11 protein-coding genes are annotated in these 16,294 nt (G+C 64.2%); 5 read left to right on the forward strand and 6 right to left on the reverse strand.

Translation table 11 applies throughout. The annotated features are described in order from the left end of the window. Positions 1 to 78: 78 nt before the first annotated feature. The 5 genes from C4K38_RS12805 to C4K38_RS12825 form a co-directional block, all read right to left on the reverse strand. Positions 79 to 3,810, reverse strand: coding sequence for an autotransporter domain-containing protein (locus tag C4K38_RS12805; protein ID WP_053278690.1), 3,732 nt, complete (start codon positions 3,808 to 3,810; stop codon positions 79 to 81). Positions 3,811 to 4,312: 502 nt separating this feature from the next. Beyond that, positions 4,313 to 5,080: an SDR family oxidoreductase gene (locus C4K38_RS12810; RefSeq protein ID WP_053278691.1), complete on the reverse strand. Its 768-nt coding sequence runs from the start codon at positions 5,078 to 5,080 to the stop codon at positions 4,313 to 4,315. A 35-nt stretch (positions 5,081 to 5,115) separates the two neighbouring features. Then, positions 5,116 to 6,183: a phosphotransferase family protein gene (locus C4K38_RS12815; RefSeq protein ID WP_053278692.1), complete on the reverse strand. Its 1,068-nt coding sequence runs from the start codon at positions 6,181 to 6,183 to the stop codon at positions 5,116 to 5,118. A 253-nt stretch (positions 6,184 to 6,436) separates the two neighbouring features. Further along, complete coding sequence (locus tag C4K38_RS12820; RefSeq protein ID WP_053278693.1) at positions 6,437 to 7,387, reverse strand: 2-hydroxyacid dehydrogenase; 951 nt, start codon at positions 7,385 to 7,387, stop codon at positions 6,437 to 6,439. A 349-nt stretch (positions 7,388 to 7,736) separates the two neighbouring features. Continuing rightward, entirely contained in the window at positions 7,737 to 8,276 is a 540-nt protein-coding gene (locus C4K38_RS12825; RefSeq protein ID WP_053278694.1) for a cysteine hydrolase family protein, read from the reverse strand. Positions 8,277 to 8,861: 585 nt separating this feature from the next. On the opposite strand from C4K38_RS12825, the gene C4K38_RS12830 reads away from it, so the two are divergent. The 5 genes from C4K38_RS12830 to C4K38_RS12850 all read left to right on the forward strand — a co-directional run bounded on the left by C4K38_RS12830 (position 8,862) and on the right by C4K38_RS12850 (position 15,634). Continuing rightward, positions 8,862 to 9,344, forward strand: a complete 483-nt coding sequence (locus C4K38_RS12830; RefSeq protein ID WP_038631829.1) for a formate dehydrogenase subunit gamma — start codon at positions 8,862 to 8,864, stop codon at positions 9,342 to 9,344. Then, positions 9,338 to 10,897, forward strand: a complete 1,560-nt coding sequence (locus C4K38_RS12835) for a formate dehydrogenase beta subunit (RefSeq protein ID WP_053278695.1) — start codon at positions 9,338 to 9,340, stop codon at positions 10,895 to 10,897. The genes C4K38_RS12830 and C4K38_RS12835 overlap by 7 nt, the downstream gene beginning before the upstream one ends. After that, complete coding sequence (fdhF, locus tag C4K38_RS12840; RefSeq protein ID WP_053278696.1) at positions 10,894 to 13,770, forward strand: formate dehydrogenase subunit alpha; 2,877 nt, start codon at positions 10,894 to 10,896, stop codon at positions 13,768 to 13,770. The genes C4K38_RS12835 and fdhF overlap by 4 nt, the downstream gene beginning before the upstream one ends. Further along, positions 13,767 to 13,988: a formate dehydrogenase subunit delta gene (locus C4K38_RS12845; RefSeq protein WP_053278697.1), complete on the forward strand. Its 222-nt coding sequence runs from the start codon at positions 13,767 to 13,769 to the stop codon at positions 13,986 to 13,988. Before fdhF ends, C4K38_RS12845 begins: the two co-directional genes overlap by 4 nt. 365 nt (positions 13,989 to 14,353) lie before the next feature. Next, positions 14,354 to 15,634, forward strand: a complete 1,281-nt coding sequence (locus C4K38_RS12850; protein WP_025809405.1) for a serine/threonine transporter — start codon at positions 14,354 to 14,356, stop codon at positions 15,632 to 15,634. Here C4K38_RS12850 and C4K38_RS12855 read toward each other — a convergent pair. Further along, positions 15,616 to 16,275 (reverse strand): acyl-homoserine-lactone synthase, encoded by a 660-nt coding sequence (locus C4K38_RS12855; protein ID WP_053278698.1) that lies wholly within the window; start codon positions 16,273 to 16,275, stop codon positions 15,616 to 15,618. The genes C4K38_RS12850 and C4K38_RS12855 overlap by 19 nt on opposite strands. Between the last annotated feature and the right edge of the window lie 19 nt (positions 16,276 to 16,294).

Raw genomic sequence — 16,294 nt, forward strand, 5'->3', positions numbered from 1 at the left:
GGGAAAAGCCGAAGGGCGCAAATAAAAAAGGGTGCAATGAACAGTCATTGCACCCATGGGCCGATCACCTGAGCAGGGTCAGAACTGGAAGGTGAACCCCAGGTTGACCGCGCTGCCACCGCCATGGCCGGACACCAGCCCGGTGTAGTTCAGCGACACCAGGGTGTCTTTGCTCATGGCCATTTCCGCAGCGGCCTTGACCACCGCGCCATCGCGAGACACCGGCACGCCGTTCACCGCGAAGGCCGCCGCACTGCCAGCGAATTTCAATGAGGTTTCACGATCCAGGTCGCCGTACTGGTGTTCCCAGCCCAGCTCGCCACGCAAGGTCACCGAGCGGGTGGCGCTCACCGGCAATTGCGTATGACCTCGCAGGCCAAGGGTCGAGAGCGTGGCGTCCTGGCTTTGCTTGCTGCCATGCAAGGCTGCCGCACCGCCGCGTTCCTTGAACGAGTCGTTCTGGAAGTTGATGTAGCTGAGGTTGGCGAAGGGCTCGAAAGCCGCCCACCGGGTGTAGCCGATTTCGCCGAACACCTGATCGGTACGCGCGTTGTAGTTGGCTTTTTCATGGCTCGACTGGTTGCCGTACGCCACGTCACGGGACGTGTCGAAGCGGTGCCAGGTGGTGGCTCCGCCGAGGCGCAGGGCGATGCTGTCGAAACGTTTGCCGCCATAGATCGACAGGTGATAGTTGTCGCTGTCGGCGGAAGTCCTGGAGGCTCCGTTCAGATCGGTTCTGGTGTAGCCGGTTGCCGCACCGACGCGCCAGCCATCGCCGACGTCGGTGTCCAGGCCGAGCAGGACGCCGGTGGTGGAAGTGCTGTAGCGCGTGGCGTTGTGATCGGCGTCGACTTGCCTGTGGCCGCCGAGCAATTGCACCCAGCCACCATTGCTGCTGGCCTGGATATCCATATCGGTACCCAGGGCCTGAGCCTGTTGCAGGCGGCCGTTGACCGCGTCACGCAGGTAACGGCTGTCAGCGATCTGCGCAGCGGCGATGTCGGCGTGCACCTGGCCATCGAGCTGGTTGAAGGCTTGTCGCGCCAGTTCCGCCGAGTCGGAGGCCAGGATGCTCTCGTACACCGGATTACCCGCGCTCAATGTGTCGATGGCGCTGGCGACGGCACGCTCGTTACGGGTCAAGGCTACGCTGGCGAACGCGGTCTGGTTGCGGTAGATGCCCAGGTTCAGCTGGTTCGGCTGGTAGTCCAGGCGGGTGCCGAGGAACAAGAAACTGGGGGCGACGGAAGCGAACTGGCCGTTGATACCCTGGCTGGCGCTGAGGATGTTGAACTGCTGGCCCAGGTAGCTGCTGGCCTGGGCCGCAGACAGCAGGTTGGGGCTGTTTTCCATGGAGAGGGTGACCTGTCCGCCGTTGAGAGTGGCCACGCCCGTGCTTTGGATGGTGTCGGTCTGCCCGTTGGCGGCGACTTCCACCGCGTACACCGAACCCGGGTTGAACGTGACGTCGCCGGTGTGCAGGGTGCCGACCGAATGGCCGGGGGCCACAGTACCGCCGTTGTTCACCAGCAGGCTGCCGATGCTGCCGTTGCCCGCCAGGGTGCCGCCGATACGGGTGACCACCTGATTATTGGCATCGACGGTGCCCACGGCGCTGCCATCGACCGTCACGCTGGAGGTCAATCTGCCGTCCACCGAGAGCTTGCCGCCACGGACCCAGGTACTGCCCGAATAGCTGCTCTGACCCTCGAGTACCAGTTCCCCATCCCCGGACTTTGTCAGGCTGCCGACATAGGTCTGGCCGGTCAGCGGGTCCAGGCCGCGGGTCAGCGTTGCCTGTTCCCGGGCCATGCCGATCTCGTACTGGAATTGATCGTCCGCCGAGGCCCCGGCCGGTAGGCCCTTGACCCAGCCTTTTTGCTGCTTGATCGCGCTCCAGGTGGCCTGTTCGGCAGCGTCTTCGCTGCGTCGGGCACGGATCGCTTCGTCGGAGATGTCGTTGGCCCAGATATCGCGGGTGCCGGCGGGCAGCGCCACGGCCAGTGCACCGACGAACTGTCCCGGGCCCTGCATGGCCTTTTTCAGGTTGGGCAGGCCCCAGCCGTTGACCACGCCTGGCACCTGCGGGGTGCCGGGAGCGGCGTCGTGCACCGGTTGCAGGTTGTCGTAGGTGCGTCCGCCCTTCCGGTCGCCGACCGGGGTGTCCGGGCCGTCCGGGGTTTGCAGGGTGGAGGTGGTCAGCAAGACATCGCGGGCCTGGCTCGCGGTCATGTAGGGAAAGCGCTGGATCACCAGGGCCAGGGCGCCGGAAACGCTGGGGGCCGCCGCCGAGGTGCCGTTGGCGTTGGGGATGATCTCGCCTTCCGGTCCTGCGGACGGAATGCCGGAAACCCCCATGACGCACCACCACTTGGAGGTGCCGCAACGGTTGTAGACCTGGGCGCCGGTCTCGTCATAGCCGGTGATGGACAGCCACTTGGATTCCAGGTCCGGCTTGAAATAGGGGAGGTTGGCGTTGGTGTCCGGGTTGGCGCCATGGCTGTCGTTGCCGGCGGAGATGATCTGGATGAACGAGTACTGCCGGCCGGCGTCGGCCATGGCATCCATCCAGGTCTTCTGGCCCGCGTGGGTCTTGTCCCAGAACGGCCGGTAGGCGGCGGTCATGTCCCTGAGGATATCCTGCGGGCTGTCGCCGACAGTGCCGAAGTGGTTCTCTACCTCATTACGCGAGTTCTGCCCCCAGCTCTGGTTGACGATCGACACTTTTTTCGCCGCCAGCGCGTCGTAGCTGGCCATGAAGGCGTTGTAGTCGAGGTCGTTGGAGCCTTGATAACGGTCGTTGTCGCTGCCGCCGGTGTTGGCCACGAACAGATTGGCGTCGAAGGCGATGCCGTGCATGCCGGTACCATTGCGACTGGCCGCCAGTACTCCGGACATTTCCGTGCCGTGGCCGTCGTTGAAGCTCGGGTCGTACTCACCTGGAATACTGAAGTGCTCACCTTTGTGGAACTCGCCGGCCGGCACCTCCAACCGATAGCGCGGATGGGTTGCGTAGTATTCGCCGGTAGAGGTGACCGCCTGCACACGGTTTTCGCCTGCGGCGTTCTTGCCCTGGAATTCCGAATGTTCACTGAGGATGCCCGAGTCCAGCACGCCGACGTTTACCCCTTTCCCGGTGATACCCAGGGCATAGGCGTAATAGGCGTTGGTCCGGTCCAGGCCGGAGTTGACCTGGGCTTCCGGAGTCTTCCAGGTTTGCGCGTTATTGCTCCAGTTGCCGGTCGCGGCGGACCATGACTGTCCGGCATTGAGTTGTTTGTGCAGGTCCGTGGCCACACCCGGCTCTATATAGGTATAAGGTTGGGCCGCCGGCAGGTTGGCAATAATCGCTTTGGCGAAGTCGTATATGTTCTGGGTATAACGGCCGGAGTTGCTGAACAGGCGGCTTTTATAGCGATCCAGATTGTTGTTGGAATCAAGTGGCTTGCTCGTATCGCCGAGCATTGCACTGATCGACAGGTTTTCCGCCTGCAACTCGTAGTTCTGCTGCAGCAACGAGTCGAACTTTGTCGATTGTGCGGCAAACTCTTTGGCTGCCAGGTCCAGGGTATTGCCTATACCAAAACGCAAGTTGGTATACACGGCGCTGCCCGGCGCGAATGACGCAGCGGCGTTCCTGAACGCAGCCTCCAATACCTGGGGCGTATAGGGCGAGCCGGTGGGCGGATTATCTGCCAGAGCCATCTGGCCCTGACCCAGCCACAAGGCGATGGCCATTGCGACAGGGCTCAGGGAAGCTGGTTTTAAAGGGTTGCTGCGTTTGCCTGAATCGATACCTGCTACGTCCATGTTCCTTTTCCTTGAGATATGTCCTTGGTCGAAACTGATGTTTCGATCTCTTGTAATAGGCAGGGTTTAAATGATGGGCTGAAACAAAGGTGCTGTTTGGAAACACCTGGTGTACTTATTGTTTTTACTGAGCAATAGGGAGTTCAGTCTCGGTTATCGTTACTGTTCGCTTGATACTCACTAGGTGGTACATATTAAGAAGTCGACAATCACCGAATGGTCAGTTGTTGATCCTCAAGTTGTTTTTCTTTAAGGCGCACATCGGCCTCCGCTGTTTTCAAACAATGGTGTTTCACATGAGTGGTGTTGCAGAAAAATAACTGCGAGAGGGTTATAGCATGACAAATGAGCTTGTAACAAAATATTTATAGAGTGCTACGAGCTTGATACCAAAACTGTGACAGGTTTGGTTTTCTGTTTGAGAAAGGTTGGGGCGAGGTGTGGGTGCCGGGCAATAAAAAGGCAGCCCGCAGGCTGCCTTTAGTTGTACGGCGAGGATCGCTCAGGAAAGGAAACCGCCGTCCACGTTCAGTGACACGCCCGTGGTGTAGCTCGAGGCATCGCTGGCCAGGTAGAGCACGGCGCCGGCCATTTCGCTCGGGTCGGCCACGCGCTTGAGGGGGATCTGCGCCAGGGCGGTCTTGAGGATCGCGTCGTTCTTCACCAGCGCCGAGGCGAACTTGGTGTCGGTCAGGCCCGGCAGCAGGGCGTTGCAGCGGATGCCGAACTGTGCGCATTCCTTGGCGAAGACCTTGGTCATGTTGATCACCGCGGCCTTGGTCATCGAGTAGATGCCCTGGAAGATGCCGGGGGACACACCGTTGATCGAAGCCACATTGATGATGCTGCCGCCGCCGTTGTCGCGCATCAGCTTGCCGGCTTCCACCGACATGAAGAAGTAGCCGCGGATGTTGACGTCGACGGTCTTCTGGAAGGCGCCGAGGTCAGTGTCCAGCACGTTGCAGAACTGCGGGTTGGTGGCGGCGTTGTTGACCAGTATGTCCAGGCGCCCGAACTGTTCGCGGATGCCGGCGAACACCTGGCTGATCTGCTCCATCTCGCCGATATGGCAGGCGATGGCGGTGGCCTTGCCGCCGGCGGCGACAATGGCGTCGGCCACGTGCTGGCAGCCTTCGAGCTTGCGGCTCGAGACGATCACATGGGCGCCTTGCTGGGCCAGCAGCTTGGCGATGGCTTCACCGATGCCGCGGCTGGCGCCGGAGACGAAAGCGATCTTGCCGTCGAGGTCGAACAACTGAGTCTTGGACATGGTTTTTCCTTATTGTGTGCCTGGCGCCGGGACGATCAGAGGCTGGATTTGTGGATGACCTGCAGGCTCATCTGCTCCAGCAGCTTGTTCATGTGAATGAACTGCGCGAAGCGTTTGTCCTGGGTCTGGCCATGGAAGAAGCGGTAGTAGATCTGCTGCACGATGCCGGCCAGGCGGAACAGGCCGTAGGTGTAGTAGAAGTCGAAATTGCCGATCTGGATGCCGGCGCGTTCGGCGTAGTAGTCGACGAACTGCTGGCGAGTCAGCATGCCCGGGGCGTTGCTCGGCTGGCGGCGCATCAGTTGCACCGGCGCCGGGTCGCCGGCTTCGATCCAGTAGGCCAGGGTGTTGCCCAGGTCCATCAGCGGGTCGCCCAGGGTGGTCAGTTCCCAGTCCAGCACGCCGATGATCTGCATCGGGTTGGCCGGGTCGAGGATCACGTTGTCGAAGCGGTAGTCGTTGTGCACGATGCTGGAGGTCGGGTGATCGGCCGGCATCTTGTCGTTGAGCCAGGCCTTGACCGCTTCCCACTTGGGCGCGTCCGGGGTCAGGGCTTTCTCGTAGCGATCGCTCCAGCCCTTGATCTGGCGTTGCACATAACCTTCGGGCTTGCCCAGGTCGCTCAGGCCGCAGGCCTTGTAGTCGACCCGGTGCAGCTCGACGAACTTGTCGATGAAGCTCTTGCACAGGGCCTCGGTCCTGGCCGCGTCGAAACCCAGCTCCGGCGGCAGGTCGGAGCGCAGGATGATGCCCTTGACCCGTTCCATCACATAGAACTCGGCGCCGATCACCGATTCGTCGGTGCAGTGCACATAGGCTTTCGGGCAATACGGAAAGCCGTCCTTGAGCTGGTTGAGGATGCGGTATTCGCGGCCCATGTCGTGGGCCGACTTGGCCTTGTGGCCGAAGGGCGGGCGGCGCAGGACGAATTCCTGTCCCGGGTATTCCAGCAGGTAGGTCAGGTTCGAAGCACCGCCCGGAAACTGGCTGATCTGCGGGGTGCCGGTCAGGCCCGGAATATGTGCCTTGAGGTACGGATCGATCAGGTTGGCATCGAGTTCCTCGCCGGAGCGAGTACGGGTGGACTGGTCAGTAAGCGCCATGCTTATCCCTTCTGCTTATTCTGGAGGCCAGAGATTATTGGCTAATCTAATGTGCCCACCTGAGCGCCACAATCGCCGCAGGCCTTTATAGGTGAGCGTGTTGCCGGACAATCATTGCTTTTGATACAAGCGTTTGAATGTGCCCGGCTTCACTCTAGTCCAGTTCGCCGGGCCTGAATGAGCATTCCGACCGGGCTCGCGCATCAGCCTGTTTGTGCGCAGCGCCGCCGGCGCCTTTCGTAGCGCGCCGGGTTCAGTTCGGGGCAGGCAGGGCGATGGGGGTCAACAGCGGCTGGCCGCTGAAGTGGGCGACGAGGTTCTTGCCCACCAGCTCCACCGTGGCCTGGGTCGCTTCCGGCGACAGCCCGGCGACGTGGGGTGTCAGCACCACATTGTTCAGGGTCTTCAAGGCATCCGGCACCCGCGGTTCGTCGTCGAACACGTCCAGGCCCGCGCCGGCGATGCTGCGTTGTTCCAGGGCCTGCAGCAGGTCGGCGGTATTGACCACGCTGGCGCGGGCGATGTTCACCAGGAAACCCTCGGGCCCCAGGGCCTGCAGCACGGCCTTGTCGATCAGTTGGCGAGTGCCTATGCCGCCAGGCGTGGCGACCACCAGGAAGTCCGAATGCCGCGCCAGTTCGGTCGGGGTCGGGCAGAAGCTGTAAGGCACGTCGCTGCGGATCTGCCGGTTGTGGTAGCTGACGCTCATGTCGAAGCCATTGGCGCAGCGCTTGGCGATGGCCAGGCCGACGGCGCCAAGGCCCAGGATGCCCAGGCGCTTGCCGGCCAGGGACGGGCGCATGACTTTCGGCCATTCGCCACGCCGCACGGCGGCATCGGCACGGGGAATGTCGCGGACCAGGGACAGCAGCAGGGCCATGGCGTGGTCGGCCACCGACGAGGCGTTGACCCCGGCGCCGTTGCTCACCGCTATCCCGCGGTTGCTCGCCGCCTGCAGGTCGACCTGCTCGTAGCCGGCGCCGATCACGCAGATGATTTCCAGGTGCGGCAGGGCGGCGATTTCTTCGGCGGTCAGGCCCAGCGGGCCGCGGGTGAGCACGGCGTTGATCTGCCCGGCATGGGCCTTGATGGCGTCCGCCCGTTCGCTGGGCGTCGGCGCGAGAATCAGGTGGAAACCCTGGTTTTCCAGGATCCACAGGTAGTCATTGATGGTTTCGACGAGGACCAGAACGGTGGCGGGCATGCGTGTCTCCTGAAGGACTGAAGAGGAACGGACGGCGTACGGCGCATCGACGGCAACCGGCGTACAGCTCCTGGAGCTGCTGTACCGTGATAAACCACTCAAGGGCTCAAGATTGCGGATTGCAGGGCGCTTTGGCAAGGCGCAGTCGCGGGTTTTTCCCGCGGCTGCGGCCTTCGAGAGCGTCGTCGCCCTTAAGGGCCTAATCGCCAGCAAGCTTGGCTCCTACAGAAGCAGCGGCGAGCCTGATACTTCTTCTGTAGGAGCGAGGCTTGCCCGCGATGACGGTCTGGAGAGCAGCATCGGCCTCAAGGGGTTATCGCCGGTAAATTGAGCTCCTACACGGAAGTGTTCAGAAGCGGATATCGGCAGTTTTCACTCGCCGGACAAAGGCGCCGTCCAGGGTCGCGTTGTGGTGGTCGATGATCGCCCGGGCCGGGAGCGCCGGGGTGTCCATGCAGGTATGGGCATCCTCCGCCAGCACGGCGGCGAACCCCAGGTCCAGGGCGGCGCGGCAGGTGGCGTCGATGCAGTACTGGGTTTTCATGCCGACGATCACCAGTTCATCGACCTGCGCCGCCCGCAGGTGTTCGGCCAGCCCGGTGCCGACAAAACAATTGGGGCGGGTTTTGTCCAGCCGCTGGTCGTTGGCCTCGAGTTGCAATTGCGGCAGCAGTTGCCACGGCGCGCTGCCGGCGGCGATGGGCGAGCCTTGCGGGCCGGTATGGCGCACGGCGATCACCGGCGCGCCGGCCTGCCGGGCGCGGTGGATCAACTGGTTGATGTTGTCGAGTACGCGCTGCCCCTCGAAGGGCTGCTGCGGTCCGTGAAACAGGCCGACCTGCATGTCGACGATCAGCAGGGCGGGGCGCTGGGCCTGGGGTGACGGCATGGTGTTTCTCCTTGTGAGCCAGCTGGACGGAGAAACAAAAGGCCCCGTCCATTGCTGGCGGGGCCTTGGGTTCGACTGCGCTGTTGTCAGCTCATGCAGCGACCACACGGCCCGCCGGAAGCGGTCGTGGTGGTAGTGCGGGTGAGGCGGCGCGGGAAAAGATTCATGGCGCCGATCATGGGGCCAGGGTTCGAGCACTGTCAATCCGAGAGGGATGTTTGTTTGGGCCGGGCCTTAGCGGTCTGCCGCTTTTGCCGTGCTGCATCAGCGAGCCGGGCGGGCGCATAATCGATGGGCCTGTGGGCTGCGCTGACCTTGCTTCAGTGTCTTGAGCGGGTGCGGGCCAGCACTCCCGACCGGCAGGTCGCTTTCAGGACACGATGGGTCGCCTGGGTGCAATCGCCGGGCTATGGTGATGGGCAAGCTTCCAGGATGCCCCGGACCCGGTGCGCCAAGACACTTGGCCGGAGAGCAAGAATGGCGACCGAGGATCCACGCCTCCGTGACGTGGTCGGGCGCTGCAGCCGAAGACTCCGGACGGCTGCCGCTATGCGGCGGTGGCGTTCGAGATGCCGAGGTACGTTTATGTCTGATGACACGCTTCACCTGCCTCTGATTCACAGCGTGTTGGAGCGCGAAAAGGACACTCCCGGTGCCTTGTTGCCGATTCTCCACGCCATCCAGGACGGTTGCGGGTACATCCCCGACACCGCCATCCCCGAGATCGCCCATGCCCTCAACCTCAGCCTGGCTGAAGTGCGCGGCGTGATCAGCTTCTACCACGATTTCCGTACCACCCCGCCCGCGCGCCATACCCTGCGTCTGTGCCGGGCCGAGTCCTGCCAGAGCCGGGGGGCCGAACACCTGGCTGCGCAACTGCGCGAACAACTGTTGCTGGACGACCATGGCACCACGGCCGACGGCAGTATCAACCTGCGACCGGTCTATTGCCTGGGGGCCTGCGCCTGTTCGCCAGCCCTGGAGCTGGACGGCGAGCTGCACGCCCGGATCACCCCCGAGCGCCTGCGCCAGCTGGTGAGTGGCTGCCTGGAGGATGGCGCATGCTGAAGCTCTATATCCCCCGCGATTCGGTGGCCCGCGCCGTGGGCGCGGACAAGGTGGCCGTTGCGCTGGTGCGTGAGGCCGAACGTCGACAACTGCCGTTGGAACTGCGCCGCACCAGCTCCCGTGGCCTCTATTGGCTGGAGCCACTGCTGGAGCTGGACAGCGCCGACGGCCGGCTGGGTTTCGGCCCCCTGACCGCGGAGGACGTGCCGAGCCTGCTCGACGCCCTGGCGGCAGACCCCGGCAGCCACCCATCGGCCCTGGGGCCGGTGGAGCAGATCCCTTATCTGCAGAGCCAGCAGCGCCTGCTGTTCGCTCGGGCCGGCATCACTCAACCGTTGTCCCTGGACGACTACCGCGCCCAGGGCGGTTTCCGGGGCCTGGCCCGGGCCATCCAGATGGAGGGCGCGCAGGTGGTCGCCAGCGTGCTCGACTCCGGCCTGCGCGGCCGGGGTGGCGCGGCCTTTCCGGCGGGTATCAAGTGGCGCACCGTGCGCGAAGCCGCGGGTACCCAGAAGTACGTGGTCTGTAACGCCGATGAAGGCGACTCCGGCACCTTCGCCGACCGCATGCTGATGGAGGGCGACCCCTTCCTGCTGATCGAAGGCATGATCATCGCCGGCCTCGCCGTGGGGGCCAGCAAGGGCTATATCTACGTGCGCTCGGAATACCCGGACGCCATCGGCACCCTGAACGAGGCCCTGCGCATCGCCCGCGAGGCCGGCTACCTGGGGGCGAACGTGGGCAGTAGCGGCCGGCCCTTCGAGCTGGACGTGCGGGTGGGGGCCGGCGCCTACATCTGCGGTGAGGAAACGGCGCTGCTGGAATCCCTCGAAGGCAAGCGCGGCACGGTTCGCGCCAAACCGCCGCTGCCGGCCCTGCAGGGCCTGTTCGGCTTGCCAACGCTGGTGCACAACGTGCTGACCCTGGCCTCGGTGCCGATCATCCTGGAGAAGGGCGCGCAGTTCTATCGCGACTTCGGCATGGGACGTTCCCTGGGCACCATGCCGTTCCAACTGGCCGGCAACGTCCGCCAGGCGGGCCTGGTGGAACGCGCCTTCGGCCTGAGCCTGCGTGAGCTGGTGGAAGGTTATGGCGGCGGTACCGCCAGCGGCCGGCCATTGAAGGCGGCGCAAGTGGGTGGGCCGCTGGGGGCCTGGGTGCCCCCCGCGCAGTTCGATACGCCGCTGGACTACGAGGCGTTCGCCGCCATGGGCGCGATGCTCGGCCACGGTGGCGTGGTGGTCGCCGACGACAGCCTGGACATGGCCCACATGGCCCGTTTCGCCTTGCAGTTCTGCGCCGAGGAGTCCTGCGGCAAGTGCACGCCGTGCCGGATCGGCTCGACCCGTGGAGTGGAGGTGGTGGACCGCCTGATCGCCAGCACCGACGCCGCGGCCCGCGAGGAACAGGCGCTGCTGCTGCAAGACCTCTGCGACACCCTGCAATACGGCTCGCTCTGTGCCCTGGGCGGGATGACTTCCTACCCCGTCGCCAGCGCCCTCAAGCACTTTCCCGCCGACTTCGGTCTGGCGACCACGGAGGCCGACCAATGATCAATATCTTCGACCCTACCAGTGATATCGACCTCGGCACCCCGGCCCGCGAAAGCGCGGTGCAGGTCAGCCTGACCATCGACGGCCGGGAAATCAGCGTCGCCTCCGGCACCTCGGTGATGCGCGCCGCGGCCTTGCTCGGCACCACCATCCCCAAACTCTGCGCCACCGACAGCCTGGAAGCCTTCGGCTCCTGCCGCATGTGCCTGGTGGAAATCGAGGGCATGCGCGGTTATCCGGCCTCCTGCACCACGCCGGTGACCGAGGGCATGGTCGTCCACACCCAGACTTCCAAACTCGCCAGCCTGCGGCGCAACGTGATGGAGCTGTACATCTCCGACCACCCGCTGGACTGCCTGACCTGCTCGGCCAACGGCAACTGCGAGTTGCAGACGGTGGCGGGGCAGGTGGGGCTGCGGGAAGTACGCTACGGCTACGAGGGCGCCAACCACCTGGACGAACAGAAGGACGTCTCCAACCCCTATTTCGACTACGACCCGAGCAAGTGCATCGTCTGCAACCGCTGCGTGCGCGCCTGCGAGGAAACCCAGGGCACCTTCGCCCTGACGATCAGCGGGCGCGGTTTCGATTCCCGAGTGGCGGCGGCCGGCGGCGACAACTTCCTCGATTCCGAATGCGTATCCTGCGGCGCCTGCGTGCAGGCCTGCCCGACCGCCACCCTGATGGAAAAGAGCGTGGTGGAAATCGGCCAGCCGGAGCGCAGCGTCATCACCACCTGCGCCTACTGCGGCGTGGGCTGCTCCTTCCGCGCCGAAATGAAAGGCGAGCAACTGGTGCGCATGGTCCCGGACAAGAACGGCCAGGCCAACCACGGCCACTCCTGCGTCAAGGGCCGCTTCGCCTGGGGCTATGCCACCCACCCGGACCGCATCACCAAGCCGATGATCCGCAAGCACATCAGCGATCCGTGGCAAGAGGTCAGCTGGGAAGAGGCGGTCACCTACGCGGCCAGCGAGTTGCGCCGCATTCAGCTGAAATACGGACGCGACTCCATCGGCGGCATCACCTCCAGCCGTTGCACCAACGAAGAGACCTACCTGGTGCAGAAGCTGGTGCGTACCGCCTTCGGCAACAACAACGTCGACACCTGTGCCCGGGTCTGCCATTCGCCCACTGGCTATGGTCTCAAGCAGACGCTGGGCGAATCCGCCGGCACCCAGAGTTTCGACTCGGTGATGCAGGCCGACGTCATCCTGGTGATGGGCGCCAACCCCACCGACGCGCACCCGGTATTCGGCTCCCAGCTCAAGCGCCGCCTGCGCCAGGGCGCGCGGCTGATTGTCATCGACCCACGGCGCATCGACTTGGTGGATTCGCCCCATGCCCGTGCCGACCTGCATTTGCAGCTGCGTCCGGGCACCAACGTGGCCATGCTCAATGCATTGGCCCATGTGATAGTCACCGAGGGCCTGGTCAACCAGCCTTTCGTCGATCAGCGCTGCGAGGCGGCGGACTTCGCCCGCTGGCGCGACTTCGTCAGCCTGGCGGAGAACTCCCCCGAGGTCCTGGGGCCGATTTGCGGGGTGCCGGCCAAACAGATCCGCGAGGCCGCGCGGCTTTACGCCACCGGTGGCAACGCGGCCATCTACTACGGCCTGGGCGTCACCGAGCACAGCCAGGGCAGCACCTCGGTGATGGGCATCGCCAACCTGGCGATGGTCACCGGCAACATCGGCCGCGAGGGTGTCGGGGTCAACCCGCTGCGCGGGCAGAACAACGTCCAGGGCTCCTGCGACATGGGTTCCTTCCCCCACGAGCTGCCTGGCTATCGGCATATCTCCAACGAGGCGGTGCGCGCCGAGTTCGAACAGGCCTGGAACGTGACCCTGCAACCCGACCCGGGCCTGCGCATCCCCAATATGTTCGAGGCGGCCCTGGACGGCACCTTCAAGGCGCTCTACTGCCAGGGCGAGGACATTGCCCAGAGCGACCCCAACACCCAGCACGTGACCGCCGCCCTGACGGCCATGGAGTGCGTGGTGGTGCAGGACATCTTCCTCAACGAGACGGCCAAGTTCGCCCATGTGTTCCTGCCGGGCAGCTCCTTCCTCGAGAAGGACGGCACCTTCACCAACGCCGAGCGCCGCATTTCCCGAGTGCGCAAGGTGATGGAGCCCCTGGCCGGCAAGGCCGACTGGGAAGCCACCATCGCACTGGCCGAGGCCCTGGGCTACAAGATGCAGTACAGCCATCCATCGGAGATCATGGACGAGATCGCGCGCCTGACGCCGACCTTCCACCGCGTCAGCTACACCGAGCTGGACCGTCACGGCAGCCTGCAATGGCCGTGCAACGATGCCGCGCCGGACGGCACGCCGACCATGCACATCGATGAGTTCGTGCGCGGCAAGGGCCGCTTCATGCTCACTGGCTATGTACCCACCGAGGAGAAGGTCAACAGCCGCTACCCGTTGCTGCTGACCACCGGACGCATCCTCAGCCAGTACAACGTCGGCGCTCAGACCCGGCGCACCGACAACGTGGCCTGGCACGAGGAGGACCGCCTGGAAATCCATCCGACCGACGCCGAGAACCGCGGCATCGTCGATGGCGACTGGGTCGGCATCGGCAGTCGCGCCGGGCAGACGGTGCTGCGGGCCAAGGTCAGCGAGCGGGTGGCGCCGGGGGTGGTCTACACCACTTTCCACTTCCCGGAATCGGGCGCCAACGTGATCACCACCGACAACTCCGACTGGGCCACCAACTGCCCGGAATACAAGGTGACGGCGGTAGAAGTCGTGCGGGTCAGCCAGCCTTCCGAATGGCAGAAACGTTATCAGGCGTTCAGCGATGAACAGGGGCGCCTGCTGAGGGAGCGTCGTCACGCCGAGAAAGCCGAGGTGCGCCGATGAGCAGCGAAAGCCTGATCAAGATGGCCAACCAGATCGCCCAGTTCTTCGCCAGCGAACCGGACAACGCCCAGGCAGTGCGTAGCGTGCGCCAGCACCTGCAAAGCTTCTGGACACCGGCCATGCGCAGAGAACTGGCGGCCTGGCAGACCACCCATCCCGGCGCGACGTTGCACCCCCTGGTGCAGGCCGCGCTGACGGAAGCGGAAGGGCAGACCTAGCGTTTGCCGTTGGCGGGCGGGCTCATTCGCTGGACAAGCCTTGAGCCCGACCGCCGAACCTCCTTGTTGCAGCCAACCAGAAGCCAGGGCCTTGCCCTGGCTTCTGCGTTTGATCGGCACATCCGACCCTAAGGCCTGAGAAACCTGAGCCTAGCGCTTGCTACAGATCAATGAAACGCTGTGCCTGCCCCCGCAAAACCGCGCTCCAGACAGCTGCGCCGGCAAACCGTTCCTCAGCTAAGTCTTTGCTTCTGGTGAGTAATCCCGGACAATCGCGCCCCTGTTTCGGCGAGGGCTCTGTCTGTCGGGTATTCCGACGCGTCCTGGCCGAGTGGCAAATGACCGGAATGTGGAGATCCCACCGGATGAATGATCAGGCCAACAGCGTTGATCAACGCTTTGAAGCGGCAGCCCCAGCGACCCTCGCTGGCTGGAATCGCCATGACACTACCTGGATGCTGGGCCTGTTCGGCACCGCCATCGGCGCAGGGACCCTGTTCTTGCCGATCAACGCCGGCCTGGGCGGCTTCTGGCCGCTGCTGATCCTGGCGCTGCTGGCGTTCCCTATGACCTTCTTCGCTCACCGTGGCCTGACCCGCTTCGTGCTCTCCGGGCGTGACGGCGCGGACATCACCGAAGTGGTGGAAGAGCATTTCGGGATCAAGGCCGGCGCCCTGATCACCTTGCTGTACTTCTTCGCCATCTTCCCGATCCTGCTGATCTACAGCGTGGCCCTGACCAACACCGTGGGCAGCTTCATGGAGCACCAGCTGCACATCATGCCGCCGCCGCGCGCCGTGCTGTCGCTGGTGCTGATCCTCGGCCTGCTGGCCGTGGTGCGCTGCGGCGAGCAGGTGATCGTCAAGGCCATGAGCCTGATGGTCTACCCGTTCATCGTCGCCTTGCTGTTCCTCGCGGTGTTCCTGATTCCGCACTGGAACGGCGGCATCCTCAGCACCGCCAGTACCCTGCCTGAGCCTTCGGCGCTCTTGCACACCCTGTGGCTGGCGATCCCGGTCATGGTGTTCTCGTTCAACCATTCGCCGATCATCTCGGCCTTTGCCGTGGACCAGAAGCGTCGTTATGGCGTGCACGCCGAAGAGCGCAGCTCGCAGATCCTGTCCCGCGCCCACCTGCTGATGGTGGCGATGGTGCTGTTCTTCGTCTTCAGTTGCGTGCTGACCCTGTCGCCGGCCCAACTGGCCGAAGCCAAGGCGCAGAACCTGTCGATCCTGTCGTACCTGGCCAACCACTTCAGCAACCCGACCATCGCCTTCGCCGCGCCGTTGATCGCTTTCGTGGCCATCGCCAAGTCGTTCCTGGGCCACTACATCGGCGCCAGTGAAGGTCTCAAGGGCTTGATCGTGAAAAGCGGCCGCCGCCCGGGCGCCAAGACCCTGGACCGCATGACCGCGGCCTTCATGCTGGTGGTGTGCTGGATAGTCGCCACGCTCAACCCGAGCATCCTCGGGATGATCGAAACCCTGGGCGGCCCGATCATCGCGGCCATCCTGTTCCTGATGCCGATGTACGCCATCCGCAAGGTGCCGGCCATGGCCCGCTACCGCGGCCAGGCCTCCAATGTGTTCGTCACCCTGGTTGGCCTGGTGGCAATCACCGCGCTGGTCTACTCCCTGAGCGCCTGACCCGCCGGCAACCCACCGCCTGTTGGCGGTGGGTTGCCGCGCAGAAATGCCTGATTCAGCGAAGCCACGGCCGCTGACTGCGTATAAAGCGCGGCGCGGCCGTTTTTCTGGTAGGCCGGAAAGTCCAGGGCCAGCAAGTGGTCGCGGTTGACCCGTTGCGGCTGGCCGAGCCGGCTCAGCGCCACGCCATGGCGCAGGAAGTAGCGCTCCAGCGCCGGCGTGGTCACCGCCACCACCGAGTTCGCCCCCAGGGTCCAGGCGGTGTGCAGGGTGTACCAGAACACCCGCATCGGCAGCTTGCCGTCTTCCAGGGCCGAAGCGGCGAAACGCGAGATTTCCCAGGTGTCGTCCTGCCGCGGCAGGGGCCGGTCGCAGAGAAAACCGAACACTTCCGACAGCAGATAGGGCTGGGTGGTCGGCAGCAAGCGGGCGCAGCCGTGGACCTTTTCCTCGCTGTCCAGCGCCAGGGTGTAGCGGGTGTCGGTGTGGTCGAACTGATCGACTTCGTGCCCGGGTCGGCGGGTGCCGGCGGGCAGTTGCCAGCCCAGTTGCTTGATGAAGACCGCGTGTCGATAGCGGCCGAGGTCGTCACGAAGTGCCGGCGAAAGCTGGCTTTCATGCCGTGAAATCACAGTGATCATGGGTCGATATCCTTATCGT

This window comes from Pseudomonas chlororaphis subsp. piscium (genome assembly GCF_003850345.1).
Lineage (GTDB): Bacteria > Pseudomonadota > Gammaproteobacteria > Pseudomonadales > Pseudomonadaceae > Aquipseudomonas > Aquipseudomonas piscium.